General features: G+C 58.8%; 13 protein-coding genes and 1 pseudogene. 11 read left to right on the top strand and 3 right to left on the bottom strand.

The window, feature by feature from the left end; genetic code table 11:
• The first annotated feature begins 12 nt into the window (after positions 1 to 12).
• Genes MESS4_RS18230 through asnB form a run of 4 tightly spaced genes read left to right on the top strand, consistent with a single transcriptional unit; the run spans position 13 to position 4282 of the window.
• Entirely contained in the window at positions 13 to 831 is an 819-nt protein-coding gene (locus MESS4_RS18230) for a sugar phosphate nucleotidyltransferase (RefSeq protein WP_006333828.1), read from the top strand.
• Positions 828 to 1430, top strand: a complete 603-nt coding sequence (locus MESS4_RS18225) for a phosphatidylcholine/phosphatidylserine synthase (RefSeq protein WP_006333822.1) — start codon at positions 828 to 830, stop codon at positions 1428 to 1430. The genes MESS4_RS18230 and MESS4_RS18225 overlap by 4 nt, the downstream gene beginning before the upstream one ends.
• A 12-nt stretch (positions 1431 to 1442) precedes the next feature.
• Positions 1443 to 2357, top strand: coding sequence for a class I SAM-dependent methyltransferase (locus MESS4_RS18220; protein WP_006333821.1), 915 nt, complete (start codon positions 1443 to 1445; stop codon positions 2355 to 2357).
• 32 nt (positions 2358 to 2389) lie between these two features.
• Complete coding sequence (gene asnB, locus MESS4_RS18215) at positions 2390 to 4282, top strand: asparagine synthase (glutamine-hydrolyzing) (protein WP_036241563.1); 1893 nt, start codon at positions 2390 to 2392, stop codon at positions 4280 to 4282.
• A 38-nt stretch (positions 4283 to 4320) separates the two neighbouring features.
• Here asnB and MESS4_RS18210 read toward each other — a convergent pair whose 3' ends face one another.
• Positions 4321 to 5628 carry an alkaline phosphatase family protein gene (locus MESS4_RS18210; RefSeq protein WP_006333818.1) on the bottom strand — a complete coding sequence of 436 codons (1308 nt, stop codon included), beginning with the start codon at positions 5626 to 5628 and terminating at the stop codon, positions 4321 to 4323.
• A 166-nt stretch (positions 5629 to 5794) separates the two neighbouring features.
• On the opposite strand from MESS4_RS18210, the gene MESS4_RS18205 reads away from it, so the two are divergent.
• The 7 genes from MESS4_RS18205 (at position 5795) to MESS4_RS18175 (ending at position 13890) form a co-directional block, all read left to right on the top strand.
• The gene (locus MESS4_RS18205) at positions 5795 to 7501 is read left to right on the top strand and encodes a histidinol-phosphate transaminase (RefSeq protein WP_006333817.1); all 1707 of its coding nucleotides are present in this window, start codon (positions 5795 to 5797) and stop codon (positions 7499 to 7501) included.
• A 54-nt stretch (positions 7502 to 7555) separates the two neighbouring features.
• On the top strand, positions 7556 to 8347 hold the full coding sequence (locus MESS4_RS18200) for a DeoR/GlpR family DNA-binding transcription regulator (protein WP_006333816.1): 792 nt from the start codon (positions 7556 to 7558) through the stop codon (positions 8345 to 8347).
• 189 nt (positions 8348 to 8536) lie between these two features.
• Entirely contained in the window at positions 8537 to 10099 is a 1563-nt protein-coding gene (locus MESS4_RS18195) for an ABC transporter substrate-binding protein (RefSeq protein ID WP_006333815.1), read from the top strand.
• 5 nt (positions 10100 to 10104) lie between these two features.
• On the top strand, positions 10105 to 11136 hold the full coding sequence (locus tag MESS4_RS18190; RefSeq protein WP_006333814.1) for an ABC transporter ATP-binding protein: 1032 nt from the start codon (positions 10105 to 10107) through the stop codon (positions 11134 to 11136).
• Positions 11133 to 12092, top strand: coding sequence for an ABC transporter ATP-binding protein (locus MESS4_RS18185; RefSeq protein WP_006333813.1), 960 nt, complete (start codon positions 11133 to 11135; stop codon positions 12090 to 12092). Before MESS4_RS18190 ends, MESS4_RS18185 begins: the two co-directional genes overlap by 4 nt.
• Positions 12092 to 13033 carry an ABC transporter permease gene (locus MESS4_RS18180; RefSeq protein WP_006333806.1) on the top strand — a complete coding sequence of 314 codons (942 nt, stop codon included), beginning with the start codon at positions 12092 to 12094 and terminating at the stop codon, positions 13031 to 13033. Before MESS4_RS18185 ends, MESS4_RS18180 begins: the two co-directional genes overlap by 1 nt.
• The gene (locus tag MESS4_RS18175; protein ID WP_006333804.1) at positions 13030 to 13890 is read left to right on the top strand and encodes an ABC transporter permease; all 861 of its coding nucleotides are present in this window, start codon (positions 13030 to 13032) and stop codon (positions 13888 to 13890) included. The genes MESS4_RS18180 and MESS4_RS18175 overlap by 4 nt, the downstream gene beginning before the upstream one ends.
• Positions 13891 to 13934: 44 nt before the next feature.
• Here the strand turns inward: MESS4_RS18175 and MESS4_RS18170 are convergent, their stop codons facing one another.
• Positions 13935 to 14321 carry a 3'-5' exonuclease gene (locus tag MESS4_RS18170; RefSeq protein ID WP_006333802.1) on the bottom strand — a complete coding sequence of 129 codons (387 nt, stop codon included), beginning with the start codon at positions 14319 to 14321 and terminating at the stop codon, positions 13935 to 13937.
• An 81-nt stretch (positions 14322 to 14402) separates the two neighbouring features.
• Positions 14403 to 14526: pseudogene (locus MESS4_RS34605) on the bottom strand (nucleotidyl transferase AbiEii/AbiGii toxin family protein); the annotation flags it as partial.

The raw sequence follows: 14526 nt of genomic DNA, 5'->3' as shown, positions 1-14526 counted from the left end.
GAGGTGAATGAGATGCCTCCCGCTGCTCCCAGGAAAGCCGTCATTCTCGCTGCTGGCTTCGGCTCCCGCCTGCGTCCGCTGACCGATCTGTGTCCCAAGCCCCTCGTCGAAGTCAACGGCACACCGATACTTCACAACGCACTGTGGAACCTTCAGGCGGTGGGAGTCGAAGAGGTAACGATTGTTGTCGGCTATCGCAAGGATGCCATACGCCATGCCTGTGGCAAACGCTTCGGCAGACTTGAAATCAACTATGTCGAGTCCTCGGTCTTCGACAAGACAGGGAGCGCCTACTCGCTCTGGCTGGCACGCGACACGCTTCTTTCCGGCGACTGTTATCTCCTCGAAGGTGACGTCTTCTTCGAAGAAGATGCGCTGCGCCACCTGATCAGGGTGGAGGCGGCCAATGCCGCCGCGGTCGCGCCGTTCGATCCATCCATGGAAGGGTCCGCGGCCGTCCTTTCCGGCAACGGCTTCATATCCGAAGTCCGGTTGAAGCAGACGGCAGCAAATCTGGCATCAGGCACCCCGGTGCTCTTCAAGATGATGAACCTCATCCGGTTCTCTGGCGCCGAACTCCAAACGGTGATCGTCCCGGTCCTCCACGACCTGATCGGCTCGGGCGCGATCAAAGCCTATACGGAGGAGTTGCTCGCGCATCTCATCGAGCAGCGCGGGCTGCAACTCGCCGCGGCGCGATGTGACGATTTGCGATGGTACGAGATCGACAGTGAACAGGACCTGCGGGTGGCGGAAAGAATTTTCGCCCTCGAGCGACCTCACAGACACAGTGCCGGCGCGCCGGCCGCCGTTGCGGGGGTAGGAGGATGATCCGCTATCTGTTCGATGCTGCAAATGCCATTACGGCCCTTGGGCTGATCTTGGCCACCACGGCGATCTACTTTGCTTTGATCGGGCGCTTCGAGATTGGCATCTGTTTCGGCTTGTGGGCTCTTTTGGCGGATGATGCCGACGGCATGGTTGCGAAGAGTTCCCCGAACCGGTCCGCTTTGATGGCACAGCTGGGTGGCACGTTGGACGGGCTGCTTGATTTGGTCTACGCAGCCGTCTTTCCAGCGGTTCTCATTTTGTCCTTCAACGCGTTCTCTGTTCCCGCATTGTTGGCTGCCAATTGCCTCATCCTGTCAGGGGCTCTGCGCCTCAGCTATTTTTCGACGTTCGGACTGGACGCTGACGGATTCGGCAGAGGATTGCCGTTGAACAATAACCTCTTCGTGTTGGCATTGCTGTTCGTCGCCGACCGTCACTTGCCGGTGAAGGGCCTGGGCAACCTATTGATCGGTGCAGGGTTTGTGCTGTCGGTCCTGCATCTTTCAAACTTCAAATTTCCGGGTACCGGCAGTGCGTTGCGCTTGGGCAACCTTACACTCGCCGCAGCCGGATCTGTCGCCTTGCTCACAAAGCTATAGGGAAGAGAATACATGGAAAACTCTTTCGAGATCGAAACTCGCACCGTCTTTGATCGCTACCAGCGCCAGCAGGAGAATGACGACCACATATTCGACAGGTTGGTCTCTCTAATCGAGGAGGAATATTTCGGCCTGCCAACCGGCAGCTTCCGCGGCCTTGATGTCCTGGACGCGGGCTGCGGCTCCAACGCGAATGCGTCCTATGCGTTTCTCGACAAGGGGGCACGAAACGTTGTTTCGCTTGAATTGAGCAATGATTGGATGGATTGCGCGCGCAAACGGCTCAGCCGATTTGGGCCGCGCTCGGAACTGGTCGCTGGTAGTGTGCTCGATCTGCCGTTTGACGACTTCAGTTTTGATTTTGTCCATTGCGCAGGGGTTTTGCCGCACACCAGCAATCCGAAAAAAGGCTTTGAAGAGCTTGCCCGTGTAACCCGCCCCGGCGGCAGCTTCTTTTTGACGATTATGGGTACCGCCAACGGCGTCATTTACCGATGCATCAATCACTTGCGAGAACTCTACCAAAGCGACGAGCAATTCCGCAGTTCCATTGACAATCTGGATGCATCCACCGCACGCGAAGCCATCAACTGGATCTTGAGAATAAAGGACGGCGAAGAGAAGGAATATATACCTGGCGAAAACGAATTCTTTCGGAGTCTTTTTGATGATGATTTGTTCGTGACGATCCGGGATCGCTTCCAGGCGCCGACCTATCACGAGTTCGCCTTCACAGAGGCTCAAATCCGAGGTTGGTATGGCGAGTGCGGCTTCGAGAAAATCCGCAGGATCTCAAGATATACGAGAAATTTCCATAACCTTCGGCGTTTTCTCGCTCCGATGTACCGTCATTATGACCACCCGCTGGCCCGCTTCTGGTTCGGCGATGGCTGCATCCAGATGATCGGCGAAAAGCCGAGCACGTAGTCGGCGTTATTCGTGCCAAGAGAGCGACCCCAATGTGCGGAATCTTTGGGATAGTCCTCAAAAACGAGGGAACACCCGTTTGTGCTGCGGCCGTTGAGCGTTGCGCTGACGCTCTCGCTCATCGCGGACCTGATGCCAGCGGCCTATACATTAATCAATCGGTAGCATTCGCGCATCGACGGCTATCGATTGTCGACGCTCATTCTCGAGCCAATCAGCCCTATCGCGATGCCAATACCGGAGTGGTGGTAACGTACAACGGCGAGATATTCAACTATCGGGAAATTAAAGCTGAATTGAGGGATATGGGTTTTTCCTTTTCGACGGTGTCCGACACCGAGGTTCTAATTCTTAGCTATATTGCTTGGGGAAAGTCATTCTTAAACCGCCTTGACGGGATGTTTGCCTTCGCGCTTTTCGATCCCCGGAACTCGCTTGTTCTCATCGCCCGAGATCGTTTGGGGGTAAAACCCCTTTACTACACGATCTGCGATGTTGGGCTTCTGTTTGCATCGCAGCCGAACGCTCTCATTCGCTGGCCGGGCGTGATACGCGGACCCGACATCATCGGCGCGCTTAGTTTTCTTTCCTATCGCGCGGTTGTCGGTGCCAGAACGCTGTTTGCCGGGATTTCCAAGTTAGAGCCCGGCCATCTCCTCGCAATAAGGAATGGGCGACACACGTCCGAACGTTGGTGGAATCTGTCAGAGCGCATTTCGCGATCGAAGCCGGACTATTCCGACATAAGGAGACTATTTGGAAGCGCCGTCGAACGTCAGCTGGTGGCTGACGTACCGGTCGCCGCATTGTTGTCGGGTGGACTTGACTCGAGCATCCTCGCCTATGAGGCATCCGCTCGCTCCCAAATCCGTCCGATTTGCTATACCGGCAAGGTCGAGGCCCCCGACTATGACGAGACGGCTTATGCGATGGAGGTCGCCGCTGAATTCGGGCTCATTCACCGGGTCGTTCCAATCGGAGAACCTTCCGATATCAACGCTGTGTCAGAGCTGGTTCGCCTGCGCGGACATCCACTTGGGATGCATAACGAAACCGCAATGTTTACGCTCGCAAAGGCGATTTCGAAGGAGCATAAGGTCGTCCTCACCGGCGAGGGTGCCGATGAGATTTTTGCTGGCTACAGCCGATTGTTCCGTACGCCGTATGATTACAATCGAAGCAAGATCATCGCCGCATTGCCACCTGCTCTTGCCCAGATCGCACGCCGACGCCTCGGACTCGGCGTCCATTGCAGTCAGCTGCAGTTCTTCCTGGAGCGCTACAGCTACTTCCCGACCGATGAAATCCGCTCGCTTGCTATCGATGGCCGGATACGAAGGGAGCACGAGATGGCTCTGTTCGATCACTTCTCGACTCAATTTGCAGAGGCCGGCGGAGATTTCTTTAGCAAGATCTCATATGTTCTCGTCTCTACGCATTTGCCCGCATTGCTGGAAATGGTTGACAACACCACAATGGCAGCTGGGCTTGAAGCTCGCGTTCCTTATACCGATCACCAGCTCGTTACCGCCGCAATGGCGATGCCCGGCTCACAGCGGTTGAGGTGGAGGTCTCCAATCGCTTCGGTCCAGGCACTGTGGCATCCGGTTGCTTCCTTCAGCGAACGTCTCGATGTCTCAAAATTCCCCTTAAGAAGGGAATACCGGAGCGTCTTGCCCAGATCTGTTCTATCTCGCAAAAAGATGGGATTTCCGCTGCCACTGGGTCAGTGGGCCGTTGGCGAGGGAGCAACGGAATATCGAAGGCTGCTGTTTGATAAGGACTCTCCACTGGGAGATTTGTTCGATCCTGCTGCTTTGCGGCGTTGGTTCGAGGCCGGACGACGAAATCCTTCAGACTCGTTTGGCCGGAAGTTCTGGCTGTTGGCCAACCTAGGGATATTCTTCAAAGAGGTATTCTCATGACGAATATGCGAGCCCGCAGGCGGTCGCTTGCGGGCATTTTACAGAAGACCCTTTGCCGAAAACGGGGCGTCGGACAATCCCAAGATCTGAGCAATGGTTGGCGTGAACTCTTCAGCGGAGCCCCAGGCAATATTGCAAGGTTGCATTCCAGGGATGCTCAACAGGCATATCCGATCGTCCTCCGCGCTGCCCGGTCGAAAACCGTGGGTGGACAAGTATCGAGGTCTGCCCGTCGGGCCAGCTTCTTGCGTGTCTCCAACGGTCTCCTCGAAGGAGTGTCCAGGAGGTGCGACATAGGTCGCTATGCAATCGCGTTCATTTACTGGAACATGGTCGCTCGACCACGGCTCCACTTGGAAGCGCGCCAACAGTCCGTCTGCGATTCTGCGGTCATGAGCTCCGTCAACCAGGACATGGAGCGTCGCTCCTTCACTTTCCCAAAGCAAGTCAGGGATGATCGCATCCGGATAAATGGTTGTGTGGACGGCGCTATGTCCATGGTCACTTGCGACTACGATCGCGTAATCGTCTTCCCGCCCGACTCGCCTCAGTCCTTCGATGAGAGCGCCAATCATCATGTCGGCCGCGGCGATAGACCAATGTGCCGCCTCGCTTTCGTATCCGAACTGATGCTGAATCGAATCCGTCATGTCGATCTCGGTCAAAATGAGATCAGGCGGGTTCTCCGAGCAAGCCAGCGCTCCTGCAGCCCCGATCATGAGATGATCCGCGGCCAGGCCCGCAACGAGAGGAGTGCTCGCAACGGTGTCACTACTGGACGGGAAGCCGAAGAGATCGAGCACGCCGGCGGCTCGCAACCGTCCATTTGGATCTTTGATCATGCGCGAGCGAGCGATGCGGTTTTCGGGCAGGCTCTTAAATGACCGGCTTCCCTGGAGAAACCCTCGTTCCCACCAGGCCGGCACGAAGACATCGCAATCGGCTGGGTCGATCAACCCAGCGCCGATGGACGCGACATCAAGCCCGCTATTTTTGGCAAGCTTTGCAATGGTCGGAACCCGCAGATCAGACGCGTCGGCGCAGACAAACGAGCCATCTCGCACAATGTGGTTTCCGTAGATCCCGTTCGCTTGAGGCGCCGCGCCGGTTAGCATGCTTGCGCGCCCCGGCATCGACGTTCCCGGCACCGTTGAGCGCAGGCGAGTGATGGACAGACCGTCTCCTGCCAAACGAAAAAGCGTCGGCAACCGATGTTTGTGCTTTTCGAAATAGTCTGCGCTTACGCCGTCCATGAGGATCAGAATCGCTTTCGTAGGAGAGCGCGGCTTTATCGAGGCAGGCGTCTGAAAACGAGCGGTAGGCTTGGATGGATTGGTGTGGGTCATATTGCACCTCGAAGAGACCGATCGAAACCAAAGCCCCCTATAGGCTTCGGATGACGCCGATATGAACGCATCACGGGATACTTCGAGCGCCCGTAAGTCGTTTTGATTTTGGGAATGGGCGCTTCTACGCGCGCTTTTTGCTTCCTTCAGAAGAAAGGAGTCCGAGGTGGCCGATACGACCCGTGCTATTTTTATCCTCGATTTCGCAGGGCCAAAAATACATCTGTGGAGTGGCAGCTACGATGCACCGTTGGTTCCTATCAACGGTCAGCCGCTCTTGGACCGTCTCGTCAACGCCTGTGTCGAAAACGGCATTGAAGATGTCACTCTCGTTGAAAACTTGAGCAGCGGCACATTCGATGGGTTCCGCCTGCAGGACAGCACAAATACGCTTTCGTGGCACGACGCGCATGACGGCGATCTCATTGAGAAGTTCCGCCAACATGATGGCGATACTCTCCTGATATGGGGAACACCGCTTTTCGACAGTGAGGTTCTTGACGGTATCAATACCAACAAGGGTTTGCGCGGCTCCGCTTGGCGGCCCGACGCGCCGACCGGGATTTATCGATTGAGTGCTGATGTTCTACGCAATCTTCTGGCCGAAAGCCGCGCCGCGGCATCTCTGCATCAGGCCTTCAGCAGGTTAGTCGCGGGCCTGTCCCAGCTGGACGTAGCGTTGCCTGACAATGTGCTGACTGCCGGCTCCAAGCTGCTCGATATTTGCGACGGTGTCGACGCATCCATCGCGGAATTTCGGTGTGACAAGGAGAACGTGCTGCGGCGTCTGGAAACGAGCGTCGGAGGTTATTGGCGCAAGCCAATCGCCGAGCACATGCTTCTTTGCAATACCCGCTTCCCTCCCAAGACTTTTTACGATCGGCTGGCGGCGAGGCTCGAAGGCGTGTTGACATGCTATCCATCTCAGCAGATCGATATCGCTTCAGTTGTTGGCACAATGACCTCGCAGCAGCCGGACTTTATTGCGGTCGGAAACGGGGTGACCGATCTCATCCAGGCGCTCTATTCAACGCTGAACCCCACAATCGCGATTCCCGTGCCCACGTTCGCCGGCTTTCAAACACCACTCGATGACGAACAAAAGAACAACTTCGTCCTCACCCCGCCCTATTTCGATCTCGACGTTCGAGCTTTCCTGGAATTCGTACTGGCGACAGGCGCGGATACGACAATCGTTGTAAATCCAAACAATCCGACCGGTCGACTTGTTGATCATGCTGACGTGGCATGGCTGGCGGAGGCCCTAGGATCTCGAGGGCGACGGCTGATCGTGGATGAATCGTTCATTGATTTTCCCGCTGATGGCCGACCAAACAGCGTTGAGAATCTGGTTCCGTCCTGTGCCAATTTGATCGTGGTGAAGAGCCTTGGAAAGGTCTTCGGACTTGGCGGAATCCGGCTCGCCTACCTCATGGCTGGCGATCCCACCCTCGTTGCCGCCGTGCGCCGGAAACTGCCGCTGTGGAACATTAACGGCATTGCGGAATACACACTGTTCCTGCTTCCCGAATTTGCAGAGGAATTGGAACACAGTCTAGAGATGTTGCGAGAAGATAGAGAGCTGTTCATCGAGGAGCTGCGGACGGTACCGGGCCTCGACGTCGTACCTTCGCAAACGAATTTCATCTTGTGCCGGCTGCCTGAAAATGCGGTATCCGCTGCCGAGCTCAAGCGCCGCCTCGTGCTGTTCGAATCCGTCCTCGTAAGAGAATGCGGCTATCAAGCCATGAACGACGCAGATCGATATCTGCGCCTGACGGTTCGAAGTCGGACGGAAAACGAAAGGCTGGCAAAAGCTCTGCGGCGCACCTTAAGCCGCTCAACGGCCTCTGAGAGTGACGCCCTGACGTGACATTTGCGCAGCGAACTGAATAGTCTTTTTTCGAATGCCGCGAGAGAGAGAAGCATGTCGCTTAGTTACAATCGTCATAAAAGGCTCGTTGAAATCATCCAGGCGAATGGCGAAGTGCGCATCCGAGATTTGATGCAGCGGTTCAATATTTCAGAAGAGACTGCGCGGCGGGATATCAAACGGCTCGAGCAGGATGGCTTGGTCGCACGGGTCCATGGTGGCGCGGTCGCAACGCAACAGCCAAAGCTGCTGGCCATCTCATCGCGAGCTGTTTCCGAGCGCGCGGAAAAAAGCACCATCGCTGAGATCGCCCTGGGTCTTCTGAAGCCCGGTCAGAATCTCTTCTTCGGGGGCGGCAGCACCATTCTGTCGTTGGCCAGCCGCATATCGGCCCTGCCGGAAATGCGCGTCGTCACCAACATGGTCGATACTGCCATCGCCGCGGCCGAAGGCTATCGGCATCGTGTTGTCATGCTGGGGGGCGATTTCAATGTCGATTTCCGGACCGTAACCGGATTCACCGCCTTGCGTACACTCCGCGAACAGCAGATCGACATCGCATTTATCGGCGTCAATGCGGTGCATCCGAATGGCGTCTTCGACCATGAACAGGTCGGACAGGAGCTTGCTGCGACGCTCTGCGAGCAAGCACGGAAAATTGTCATTCTCGCCGATCACAGCAAATTCGGCTTGTCGGCGCGCTACCGCATCCTGCCCCATTCGGCGATTACCGCGATCATCACCGACCGGAGGCCTGCATCGGACATGCTGGACAAGATCGAAGCCGCCGGTGTTGAAGTTCTATATCCGCAAAACCGTCACAACCCCGCGCTGGTCTCTACTTGATCCTCTGCTTTCAGCCCGCACGGCTGCCCCAACCGTGAAACATTTTTTTCCATTTATTTCAATAACCAACACAATCCGTCTCAAACCTGCAAAAAACCGTCACATAACCGCGCTATGTCTCATCCCGTCTCGGGAGCGGATTTCATTCGCTCCGATTGTCATCCCGACTGAAAGAGAGGGGATTTTGATATGCAAACGACACGTCGCAGATTTCTCGGCATGACCGCCATGGCGGCTGGCGCAATAGCATTGCCGAACACGATCATGGCGGCAACCGGCCGGCGGCCGAACCTCAATATTGCCGTTCAGGACCTGCGCACAATTCTGGAACCGGTGGACGGCTCCTCCATCGCCAACGTTTCCTGGCGGGTGCAATACAGCATTTTCGATCAGCTTTTACGGACCGACTACAACGACAATTTTCGCCTGAATTTCGCGCTCGCGACATCATTGAAGCAAATTGACGCCACGATCCATGAGATCACGTTGCGCGACAATGTGAAGTTTCATGACGGTTCCACAATGACGGCGGATGACGTTGTCTTCTCGCTCGGGCCGGATCGACTGCGCGGCGAAAATGCGCCGGGCGCGGCCGTGTTTGCCAACTTCCTCTCCTCGCTTGCCGATGTGCAGAAGATCAATGATCGCACTGTCCGTTTGATCACCAGGACAGAGGATCCGGTCTTTGCCCAGCGGCTCGGCGCGTGGGGCACGCAGATCATCAGCGCCAGAGCACGGGCTGGCGCCAGCAGCTATGACGCCTGGGCGGCGAAGCCGATCGGCACCGGCCCTTACAAGATCGGCGAGGTCCGCAATGGGGACGAGATCACACTGGTGGCGCACGACGAATATTGGGGAGGCCAGCCGCCATTTGCCTCGATCCGCTTCAAGCGGCTGCCGGAAATCGCCGCGCGCATCGCCGGACTGAAGTCGGGCGATTACGATATCGTCACAGACATCACTCCGGACCACATTGCCGAAATTGAGGGTGTCAACGGCCTCTCGATTGTTGGTGGCGAAGCCATGTGGTTCCGCTTTCTCACATTTGCTCCGCTCAGGACTCCCATCCTGAAAGATGTCGATCTGCGTCGCGCGCTCGCTCTCGCTATCGATCGCGGTGCGCTGGCGGACGGCCTCTGGGACGGCCGGGCGAAAGCGCTGACCAGCTGGCAGCTACCGATCTTCGGCGAGATCAACGACCCCAACCGCAAGGGGGTGTCCTATGATCCGGCGCAGGTCAAGGAACTGCTCGCCAAGTCATCCTACAGAGGTGAGGAAATCCCATACCCTTCCGTCGGCACCTATTATCCGATGCAGCTCGCCGAGAACCAGGCGCTTGTCGAGATGTGGAAGGCTGCCGGAATCAACGTCAAGCTGATCATGTGTGAAAACTGGACGCAGGTCGGCGACATTGGCGGCATCAATGACACGTCCGGCGGCGCCTTCTACGCCGATCCCGTTTCCATGCTGTGGCAGATTATCGGTCCGACCAATGACCTCCAGTCAACAGGTGGCTGGACCAATGCCGAGTTTAACGCGCTCGGTCACGAGCTTGAAACGACGACCGATCTCGCCAAGCGCCAGGCGGCCTTCAAACGGATGCAGGACATTGTCGAGATCGAGGACCCTTGCATCACGCCGCTGCACTCCATGCCCTTTATCTATGGGCAGAAGGCGGATGTCAGCTGGCAGCCCAACCCGTTGCCGCAAATGTATCTCGGTCCGAAGATGCCGCCTGAGCCGGTGGCCTGAGTTCCATGCTGCATAAGTCTTTCCAGAACAGCGCGGGCGCCGCGCTGTTGCCGGCTCATGGCATCGGGGCTTCCGCCACCAAACCTGCCATCAGCATTGCTGGCTTGAGGGTGGCGTTCGGCGATGTGCCTGTGCTGCACGGTGTCGATCTCGCTGTGAACAAAGGCGAGGCCTTGGGTATCGTTGGCGAATCCGGCTGCGGCAAGTCCGTGACTTGGCGGGCGGTTCTTGGCCTGCTGCCGAAATCCGCCGAGATCGGGGGCGAGGCCAGGATTGGTGATCTCGATCTTGTGGGCGCACGACAATCCGTTTTGGATCGGGTGCGCGGCGGACGCATCGCCATGATCTTCCAGGATCCGGCCAGCGCGCTGAACCCGGTGCATCGCATCGGCGCGCAGATCACCGAAGCGCTTCGCCTGCACCGTGGCCTCAGCGGTGCCGCCGCCCGTGCCGAGGCCTGTCGCCTGCTCGACCAGGTCGGGATAGCCGCTGCGGCAAGCAGGCTCAACACCTACCCCCACGAACTGTCGGGCGGCCAGAACCAGCGGGTGATGATTGCCATCGCGCTCGCCGGCCGGCCCGAACTGCTGATCGCCGATGAGCCAACGACCGCGCTCGACGCCACCGTGCAGGCGCAGATCCTGCTGCTGCTCAAAGATATTCAACGCGACACAGGCATGGCGCTGGTCATGATCAGCCATGATCTCGCCGCGGTGGCGGCCGTCTGTGACCGGGCATGCGTCATGTATGCGGGCCAGATCGTCGAAACGGCGCCGAAACACACGCTTCTGACCGCGCCGGAGCACCCCTATACACGCGACCTGATCGGTGCCATTCCGCCCTCGCACGGTCCGCGCATGCGGTTGACCGCCATTGCCGGCGCGCCGCCACAACGCAATCTGCCGCCGGGATGCGCCTATGCGCCACGCTGCCGGCACGCGATCGCGGTATGTCGCACGAGCCGACCGGAACCGCGGCAGGTCGCCGCGCGGCATTCGGTGCGTTGCCTTCGTTTGGACGCCGGCACGTATCAATGACCCTGCTGCGTCTCAACAACATCACCCGTCGCTTTCCGCTCGGCTCGCCACTCTACGGACCGCGGAAATATCTTGTCGCAGTCGATGGCGTGTCGCTGGATGTCGAGATGGGCCGGACGACCGGCATTGTCGGCGAATCCGGATGCGGCAAGTCCACTACCGGCCGTATTGCGCTCGGTCTGGAGCCGCCGGACAGCGGAGGTGTGCTGTTTCAGGGTTTTCCGCTGCCGCGCATCGACAGCAACAGGTGGCGCGCGCAGCGGCGCCAAATGCAGCTGGTCTTTCAGGACACCTTGGCAGCGCTTGATCGCCGAATGACTGTCAGCGCTCTCATCGCCGAGCCGCTGGCGATTCACGGGATTGGCGATTCGGCAAGCCGCAAGCAACGTGTGGCGGAGCTTCTCCACGGCGTCGGCCTCGGCGAAGACCATGGCGTGCTCTATCCGCATCAGCTTTCCGGCGGCCAGCGCCAACGCGTCGTGCTTGCGCGGGCGCTCGCGCCAAAACCCTCGCTTCTGGTTTGCGATGAGCCGGTCTCGGCGCTCGACGTGTCCGTCCAGGCGCAAATCGTCAATCTGCTCATGGATGTTCAGCAGGAGCTCGGGCTCGGCCTCTTGTTCATCAGCCATGACTTGCGGGTCGTTCGCCATGTCAGCGACCGGATCGTCGTCATGTATCTTGGCCGCGTCGTCGAGCAGGGGCGCGCCGACGCCATTATCGATCAACCCGCCCATCCCTATACGCAGGCGCTCGTCTCGGCCATGCCGAGGCTTCCGGGCGGATTCGATCATTATGTGGCGTTGCCAGGCGAACCGCCAAGCCCCACCGATCGGCCGAGCGGATGCCCGTTTCATCCACGCTGTCCACTTGCGCGCGATGTCTGCCGCCAGAGCCTGCCCGAACTCCTGCCGCTAGGATCGGAACGGCAGGTCGCCTGCCATTTGGTGAGGCATTGATGAGTGCTGTGTTTCGTTTCGCCGGCCCCAAGATCCTGCGTGCCGGCCTGTCGATCCTGGTCGTGGTGACCTTTACATTCGTGGTGCTGCGGGCCTCTGGAGACCCGGCGCTGCAGATACTCGGTCCCAGCGCCCGCGCCCCGGATCTTGAGGCGTTTCGCCGGCATTGGGGGCTCGATCAGCCTCTGTATGTGCAATATGTCCGCTATGTCCTGGCGGCACTTCACTGCGATTTCGGGAATTCCATGCTAGCTGGAAAACCGGCCCTGCAGCTTGTGTTCGAGCGCGCGCCCCTGACATTGGCGCTGATGCTGCCGGCACTGGCGCTCACGATGCTGATCGGCATTCCGGTCGGCGCCTACGCCGCCATGCATCGCGACACCTGGGTCGACCGATCGGTGATGATGCTGACCGTGTTCGGCTTCACCGTGCCAAGCTTCGTGCTCGGGCTATTGCTGATCCTGATCTTTTCCGTGACGCTCGGCCTGTTCCCATCCGGCGGCGCGGATCGGCCGGAAAGCTTCGTGCTGCCGGTGCTCACGCTTGGTCTGGGCGGGGCGGCCATTATCGCGCGCTTCACGCGTAGCGCCATGATCGAAGTTCTGTCGCAGCTCTACATCGTGGCGGCCAGCGCCAAGGGCGTGACGTGGCGGCAGGTGGTTCGCCACCATGCCTTTCCGAATGCGATCATTCCTGTGCTGACGCTGTTCGGTCTGATGCTCGGCGGCCAGGTCGCGGGTGCCGTACTGGTAGAAAGCGTCTTCGGCTGGCCCGGCATCGGCCAATTGCTGGTGGTTTCGGTTGCGAACCGTGATCTCGCCGTGGTGCAGGTCATCCTCCTTCTCGTGGCGCTGACCATGACATCGGCCAACCTGCTGATGGACCTGCTTTATGGCGTGTTCGATCCGCGCCTGCGTGGAACAAACTCAGGATCGCAATGAAAACGGCAACTGTAGAAACCAACCGTCCGTCGCCTCGCACGGTGGACCTGCCGACACTCCTTGCTGTGGGCTGGGTTCTCCTCATGCTCTTCACGGCGCTCGCCGCGCCGCTGATCGCTCCTTATGAGATCACTTCTATCGACCTGCGCCATCGCCTGGCGCCGCCCGTCGGCTTTGGCGGAACGATGCTACATGCCCTGGGAACCGACGATCTGGGCCGTGATGTGGCCTCGCGTCTTTTCTACTCGATCCGCACCAGCCTTCTGGTCGCCTTCGGCGCCACTGCGATCAGCGTGTTGGTCGGTACCGGGATCGGCTTCATCGCCGCGTATTTCCGCGGGCTCGTCGAGCATGCGCTGCTGCTAATGATCGACGTACAGGCTTCACTACCATTTCTAATCGTGGCGCTGGCAATGCTCGCCTGTTTCGGTAATTCGCTGACGCTGTTCGTCGCCCTGATGGGACTTTATGGCTGGGAGCGGAATGCGCGGTTGGCACGAGGACTGGCAATCACCGCCAGCGCGCAGGGCTATGCGAGCGCAACGCGCCAGCTCGGCGCCCATCCGCTGCGTGTCTATCTGCGGCATATCCTGCCCAACAGCGCGGCGACGCTTCTCGTGGCGGCGACGGTGACCTTTCCGGAAATCGTCCTGGTGGAAAGCGGACTCTCCTTCCTCGGCCTCGGCGTTCAACCGCCGATGACCAGTCTGGGTGTCATGGTCGCGGCCGGCCGCGAGTATATCACCCGCGCCTCCTGGATGCTCCTCGCTCCAAGCCTCGTCATTGTCATGACGGCCGTTGCCGTTAGCGTCCTCGGCGACTGGTTGCGCGATAAGCTCGACCCGACCCTCAAATAACGGTTTCCCAATGCAAAGGAGCTGATCTCCACACTTGTCGACGGTTACGCTCTTGCACGGGACGGGGTGCCGAACCTTCGCCCGCGGCCGGTATCGACGTAACCGGAATACAGCATATGGATCTCGTCGCGGGCCCGCGTCAGGCCAACATAGAACAGCCGTCGGCTTTCGCGTCGCGCCGCCAGCTGCTCGTTGCGCCAGGGCAAACCGCCCAGATCGAGTCCCACCATGATCACGACATCATCTTCGCAGCCCTTTGCCGAGTGCGGCGTCAACAGATCAAGATGGAGAGGCGACGCGTCGCGTCCACCGAGGCTCGCCAGATCCAGGTCGGCGAGCGGCCCGCCGACAGCGAGCGCCGCCGACATGCGCACCACCTGTTCGCGCTGATCGGCGAGGCTTGGCTCTGCCGCCATCAGCGCATCGAGCATTCCCGCCCGCAGCGCGCCGATTGGCGAAGTTTGTAATTTTGATCCGCGAAATTCGCACGGCGCCGTCCCCCCCAGTTTTTTCTATTCGCGGATGCAATTGGCTCGCTCGGCGATATCGGCACATCGCGCCATCAGCGCTTCGAAAGGCTCCGCGTCTTCCAGAAGAAGCCCGTCGTCGACCATGCGGGCGTAGTCCTCTTCAAGC

The sequence above is a fragment of the Mesorhizobium sp. STM 4661 genome (assembly GCF_000359125.1).
GTDB lineage: Bacteria > Pseudomonadota > Alphaproteobacteria > Rhizobiales > Rhizobiaceae > Mesorhizobium.
This window is presented reverse-complemented; position numbering and strand designations above follow the sequence as displayed.